Below are 4,445 nucleotides of genomic sequence, written 5' to 3' on the forward strand. Positions count from 1 at the left end.
CCAGAACGTGGGCGCGGCTCCCGCGGCCAACGGTTACGGTTCGGCCGGAGCCGCGGCCAGCCCGAGCACCGGCGCCAATACCGGTGCGGGTGCCCAGACGCAGAGCGCCGGACAGCTTGCCGTGGCGGACACCGACAAGCTCGGTGAGGTTGTGACGGACAGCGCGGGCATGACGCTCTACCGCTTCGACAAGGACACCGCCGAGCCGCCGAAGTCGAACTGTGACGGCGACTGCGCGACTGCCTGGCCGCCGGTTCCGGCTTCGGGCGCCACCGCGCCGATCGGCGTTGACAAGACCCTGCTCGGCGAGGTCACCCGTACCGACGGTTCCAAGCAGCTGACCTACGAGGGCTGGCCGCTGTACCGGTTCGCGAAGGACACCAAGGCCGGTGACACCAAGGGCCAGGGTGTGGGCGGTACTTGGTACGCGACGGCCCCCGACGGCAAGAAGGCCTCCGGTGGCGGAGAGGCCGCGGCCGGCGGCAGCGCGGAAGCCGCGGACCTGCCGGGTCTGTCGACCCGTAACGACCCCGAGCTCGGTGAGGTCGTCGTCGACAAGAACGGCATGACGGTCTACCGGTTCGAGAAGGACGTCCCCTGGCCGATGAAGTCGAACTGTGTCGGCGAGTGCCTGGAGAAGTGGCCGGTCGTCGCGCCGGTCGACGCCGCCGACACCAAGGGCATCGACAACAAGAACGACGGCCGTCGCGGCTACGTCGTCAACAACCGTCCGGACGGCCTGAAGCAGCAGAGCATCGACTGCTGGCCGCTCTACACCTTCGCGGGCGACAAGAAGCCCGGTGACACCAACGGCCAGGGCGTCGGCGGCACGTGGTACGCCATCTCCCCGGAGGGCAAGCCGCTCGGCAAGCCGAAGTAGCCCGGCCGAAGCAGCCAAGCAGAGTTGTGAACGCACGGAGAACGTGAACGCACAGAGAAGGCGAGTGCCGAAAGTTCGGAAAACGTGTGTACAACCACCGGTTCGCCCCCTCCGCACCGCCGGAGGGGGCGAAGCGGCTTTTTCACATCCGGCCGGACCCGGTCGCGTGAACGGTTTTCCACACGCTTCTTCGTAACGCTGCGCAGTTTCTCCGGAACTCTTTGGAATGCTTCGGTGCGTTTTCGTAAGGCAGTCAATTCGGCACGTGCCGGAGGCAGTGACCTGGAACGGACGGTCAATTTCCGTTTCCACTCGCTCCTTTGGCGGGCGATCAGTAGCCTCAGCTCGAACACCGGATCGTCTACGCCTTGGAGAGATAGATGGAGCGTCCCGCCTGGGCCCCACGTGGCATCGACATCTCGGTGCCCAGCGTGAGCCGCGTCTACGACTACTACCTGGGCGGATCGCACAATTTCGAGGTCGACCGGGAAGCCGCGCGCCGGGCCATGGAGTTCATGCCGGGACTTCCCAAGATCATGCAGGCGAACCGCGCGTTCCTGCGCCGCGCCGTGCGCTTCGCGGCCGACGAGGGCATCGCCCAGTTCCTCGACATCGGTTCGGGCATCCCCACCTTCGGCAACGTCCACGAGGTGGCTCAGAGTGCCCGCCCCGGCGCACGCGTCATGTACGTCGACCACGACCCGGTCGCCGTCGCGCACAGCACGGCGGTCCTGGCCGGAAACGAGGACGCGGACGTGGTCACCGCCGACCTCCGCAAGCCCCAGGAGATCCTGGCGAGTCCTCAGGTTCAGCGCCTGATAGACCTGAATCAGCCAGTCGCACTCCTTCTCGTTGCCATACTTCACTTCGTGGAGGACACGGACGACCCGTACGGGGCGGTGGCAGAGCTGAGGGACGCGCTAGCGCCCGGCAGCCTGTTCGTCGTCTCGCACGCCTCGTACGAGGGACTCCCGCTCCCCCAGGAGCGGGCCGAGGGCGCCGTCGACGTCTACAAGGACATCCGCAACCCGCTGATCATGCGCTCGCGCGAGGACGTCGCGCGGTTCTTCGAGGGGTACGACATGGTGGAACCCGGACTGGTGCCGATGGCGAAATGGCGGCCCGACTCGGCGTCCGAGGACGAGGATCCTTACTCCTACTCGGGTTTCGCGGGCGTGGGGCGCAAGGCGTGACCGCCGAGCCGGACGGGCCGGAGGACAGACTGCGCAGGTTCGCGACGATCTGGAGCCGGGCCGTTTTCCCGGCGACCGCGACATCGCTGACCCGGCCGGAGTTCGAGCAGCGCCTGGTGCCGCTCGCCCGGCGGCTCAGCGAGGCGCTGCGGGCCAGGACGTTCGAGGCGGCCGAGGGCCAGGCCGTCGGTGCCGCGCTCATCGACGCGCACTGCACCGAACCCGAGGCGCTCAGCCGCACACTCGACTGCGTCGACGCCTACCTGGTGCTCTACTGCGGCGGCGACGGGTCCCAGGAGGCCCTGCGCACCCGCTCGGCGCGCCTGCAGCACGCCATGGCCGCCGGGTTCGCGCACGCGCTGCGCGAACGGACCCTGGCCGAGCAGGAATCCATCGCACGCGCCGCCCTCCAGGCCCAGGGTGTCGTGGCCGACGCGCTGCACGCCACCGAGGCACGCTTCCGCGCGGTCTTCGAGGGCGCCGCCATAGGCATCGGCGTCGCCGACCTCGACGGCAACATCCTGCAGGTGAACAACGCCCTGCTGCGCATGTTCGGCGGCACCGAGCAGCTGATGCGCGGCCGTAACGTCACCGAGTGGACCCACCCCGAGGACGCCCCCCAGGTGTGGCGGCTCTACGAGGAGTTGGTGCGCGGCGACCGCGAGCACTACCACGTGGAGAAGGCCTTCTACCGCCCCGACGGAACGGTTCTGTGGACCAACCTCACCGTCTCCCTGCTGCGTGACGCGGACGGCCGGCCCCAGTTCCAGCTCGCCCTCATGGAGGACACCACCGAGCGGCGGCTGCTCAACCTGCGGCTGCGGTACGAGGCCACGCACGACGCGCTCACCGGACTGCCCAACCGGACGCTGTTCTTCGAGCGGCTCGACAAGGCGCTCGCGGCGGGCGACGGCATGCGCTTCGGTCTCTGCTACCTCGACCTCGACGGCTTCAAGACCATCAACGACAGCCTCGGGCACGCGGCCGGCGACCGGCTGCTCGTCGAGGTCGCCGACCGGCTGCAGTCCTGCGCGACCGCGCCCGGCGAGATGGTCGCCCGGCTCGGCGGTGACGAGTTCGTCGCCCTGACGACCGGGCCCGACACCGAGAGCGAGGTCGACGCGCTCGCCGATCGCATCATGAACGCCCTGATCACACCGGTGCGGATCGACGGCCGCGAACTGACCGTCCGCGGCAGCATCGGCATAGTCGAGGGCCCGGCGGGCGAGCGCGGCCCGGCCGAGGTGCTGCGCAGCGCCGACATCACGATGTACCGCGCCAAGTCGGCGGGCGGCAACCGTTACGAGCTCGCCGACCCCGAGGCCGACGCCCGTGCCATCACCCGGCACGGGCTCACCACGGCGCTGCCCGCGGCCCTGGACCGCAACGAGTTCTTCATCGAGTACCAGCCGCTCGTCCACCTCGGCGACGGCAGCGTGCGTGGTGCCGAGGCGCTCGTGCGCTGGCTGCATCCGCAGCACGGCGTGCTCGGGCCCGACCGGTTCATCCCGCTCGCCGAGCACACCGGCCTGATCGTGCCGCTCGGCCGCTGGGTACTTGAGCAGTCGGTCCGCCAGGCTCGCGAGTGGCAGGAACGTCACGCCGACGCGGGTCCGCTGCGCATCAACGTGAACCTCTCGCCGTGCCAGCTGACCCATCCCGGCCTGGTCGCCGACACGGTCGACATCCTGGAGCGCATCGGGCTCGACCCGTCCTCGCTCTGCCTGGAGGTCACCGAGTCCGCCCTGATCGGCGCCGACGACGACCTCCTCAAGCCGCTGCGCCGGCTCGCCGAGATGGGCGTCGACATCGCCCTCGACGACTTCGGCACGGGCTATTCGAACCTCGCCAACCTGCGTCGCCTCCCGGTGAGCATCCTCAAGCTGGACCGTTCCTTCACCCAGGGCATGCAGCAGTTCCCCGCCGACCCCGTCGACCTCAAGATCGTCGAAGGGATCGTCTCCCTGGCCCACAGCCTGGACCTGGGCGTCACGGTCGAGGGCGTCGAAACAGCGGCCCAGGCCGAACAACTCCGCATACTCGGCTGCGACACGGCCCAGGGTTGGTACTACGCCCGCCCGGGTCCTCCGGACCGCCTGCACGAACTGGCGTTGGTGGACGCGACTGGGTGAGCGTGGCCGCTCCGCGGGAGTGCCGGGCCGGGGAGCGGCGTTTTGGGGTGCGGGTGCGGGTGCGGGTGCGGGTACGGTGCGGGCGCGCTGCGGCTGGCCGCGCAGTTCCCCGCGCCCCTGAAAAGCGGGGCTGCGCCCCTGGCTTTTCATCTTCTAGGGCGCGGGGAACTGCGCGCTCAGCCCAAACGAACCCGCACCCAATACACGACGCCAACCCCGACCCACCCAAGGGGCGCGGGG

The 4,445-nt window shown here is 69.5% G+C and carries 3 protein-coding genes; all 3 read left to right on the forward strand.

Translation table 11 applies throughout. The annotated features are described in order from the left end of the window. The coding region (locus tag AOK17_RS42010; protein WP_055617917.1) for an SCO0930 family lipoprotein at positions 1–880 on the forward strand (880 nt) is incomplete at its 5' end. A gap of 380 nt (positions 881–1,260) precedes the next feature. After that, on the forward strand, positions 1,261–2,073 hold the full coding sequence (locus AOK17_RS42015; RefSeq protein ID WP_055617918.1) for an SAM-dependent methyltransferase: 813 nt from the start codon (positions 1,261–1,263) through the stop codon (positions 2,071–2,073). Continuing rightward, positions 2,070–4,205, forward strand: a complete 2,136-nt coding sequence (locus AOK17_RS42020) for a putative bifunctional diguanylate cyclase/phosphodiesterase (RefSeq protein WP_055617919.1) — start codon at positions 2,070–2,072, stop codon at positions 4,203–4,205. The genes AOK17_RS42015 and AOK17_RS42020 overlap by 4 nt, the downstream gene beginning before the upstream one ends. Positions 4,206–4,445: the final 240 nt, after the last annotated feature.

Origin of the sequence: Streptomyces phaeochromogenes (genome assembly GCF_001418655.1) — a bacterium.
Classification (GTDB): domain Bacteria; phylum Actinomycetota; class Actinomycetes; order Streptomycetales; family Streptomycetaceae; genus Streptomyces; species Streptomyces phaeochromogenes.

Excerpts from the sequence above, each read along its gene's own strand:
- AOK17_RS42015 (WP_055617918.1), top strand. The coding sequence starts at position 1,261 with ATGGAGCGTCCCGCCTGGGCCCCACGTGGCATCGACATCTCGGTGCCC.